This window comes from Saccharopolyspora tripterygii (genome assembly GCF_054778355.1).
Window position 1 is genome coordinate 1 of sequence record NZ_BAAGZP010000059.1, and the last position, 2238, is coordinate 2238.

The 2238-nt window shown below is 67.2% G+C and carries 1 pseudogene; it reads left to right on the plus strand.

Features of this window, described 5'->3' with window-relative positions:
- Positions 1 to 8: 8 nt before the first annotated feature.
- Positions 9 to 2238, plus strand: a pseudogene (locus ACYVF3_RS32500) (hypothetical protein); the annotation flags it as partial.

Genomic DNA, 2238 nt, shown 5'->3' on the forward strand with positions numbered 1-2238 from the left:
TCATGGATGTGGCTTCGCCTCATCTGCCGGGATCGCTGGCCACCGACGGCGTGATCCCGTCCTCGTCCGTGGCGGTGATCTCCTCGCCCCGCGAGGCCACCACCTCCGACGTCTCACCGGCCGTTCCGCCGAGCGACCGGCCTCGGCGGCATCGCGGCAGCCAGCACGACCCCTACGCCGGGTCGTCGCGGTCGTCCCGTTCCTCGCACGCCCCCCGGTCACACCGCTCGTCGCAACCCCGGCTCGGTCCGGTGACGTTGGACAATCCGCAGTTGCGGGCGAATCCGTCGCGTCCGCAGTGGATGTACCGGGGTGATACCCGCCCGACTGAGGTGATCTTCCGGGACGGGATGACGTCGTGGGGGCGCGACTACAACCTCGTCTCCCACGTGCACGGTGGTGAGCACGCTCGGAACTCGGGGTATGTGTCGGTGACGCCGAGCGCGGTGGCCGCCCACCAGTTCGTCGTGCCCGACGGCGGCGACCCCGTGTACTACCAAGGTCGTTGGTACGTGCCGATGTCGGGGCAGATCTACCAGATCGAGTCCTCGGGCAACATGATTCACATGGCGTCGCAGAACCTTCCGCAGGATCTGCTGGATCGGATGCAGTACCAGACGGAGTGGGATTCGGTGCGGCACGTGGATCGCCGCAACATCCACTCGGCGATGACGGTGAGCGGGCATTTCCATCAGGGTCCTGATGGTCGGCGGACGATCCTTCCGGGCACGACGCCGCGATTGATCAACGTGGACAACGATGGCTACGTTCGCGGGTATCGGGGTTATGACCCGCACGCAGACTCCGATAGCGAGTTCACGCGGGAGACCGATCTCGGCCTCGGCGGATCTCCCCGTCCGCGCCGCTCGCCGTCCGACGACGGCTACCTGCCCACCACCAGCTCGTCCTCGTACTACCCGAGGCAGTCGAGCTCCTACGACAACTACTACGACCGAGGCCCGGGGCTACCGTCCAGCGCCGAGAGCTCCACCACCGGCGCCCAGGTCGACGGCCGGCCCGCAGACGGTACCCAGCAGCCGAGCCGCGAGGTCACGCTCGACAACCCGCAGCTGCGGACGAACCCGACACGCCCGCGGTGGATGTACCGAGGGGACACGCGTCCCCCGGCGGAGATCTTCCGCGACGGCATGACCTCGTGGGGCAGGGACTACGACCTCGTCGCGCACGTCCACGGCGGCGACCAGGCCATGAACTCCGGGTACGTGTCGGTGACGCCCAGCGCCGTCGCAGCGCACCAGTTCGTGGTGCCCGACGGCCGCCCGCCGATCCAGCGCGACGGCAAGTGGTACTTCCCGATGTCCGGGCAGATCTTCCAGATCGAGTCGACGGGCAACATGATTCACATGGCCTCGCAGAACCTGCCGCAGGCCCTGCTGGACCGGATGCAGTTCCAGACCGAATGGGACGCCGTCAGGCACGTCGACGCCGAGAACATCCACTCGGCGATGACCGTCGAGGGGTACTTCCACCAGGGCCCCGACGGCAAGCGCACCATCCTGCCCGGGACGGCGCCGACGCTGACGAACGTCGAGAACGAGAACTTCGTCCCGCAACACCAAGGATACGACCCGCACGCCGACCCGGACAGCGGCTTCACCCGGGACAGCGACCTCGGCCTCGCCGAGCAACCCGGCACCGAATCCGCCGACATCTCGCCTGGCCTCCCGCCCTCGGACGACTCCCGGCACTCGTCGCGGTCGCGACACTCCCACGAGTCCTCGCGCTCGCACCACTCGTCCCGGTCGCACCACTCGTCGAGGTCGCACCACTCCTCGTCGAGCAGGCCGTCGTACTCGGGTTATTCGGCGGTGCCCTCATCCGCCGCGCAGGTCGGCAGCTCATCCCAGCCCCCGCTCGGTCCGGTGACGCTGGACAACTCCCAGTTGCGGGCGAATCCGTCGCGTCCGCAGTGGATGTACCGGGGTGATACGCGTCCGACTGAGGTGATCTTCCGGGATGGGATGACGTCGTGGGGTCGTGATTACAACCTGGTGTCGCACGTGCACGGTGGTGAGCACGCGCGGGATTCGGGGTATGTGTCGGTGACGCCGAGCGCGGTGGCGGCGCATCAGTTCGTGGTTCCTGATGGTGGCGACCCTGTGTATTACCAAGGTCGTTGGTATGTGCCGATGTCGGGGCAGATCTACCAGATCGAGTCCTCGGGCAACATGATTCACATGGCGTCGCAGAATCTGCCGCGGGATCTGCTGGATCGGA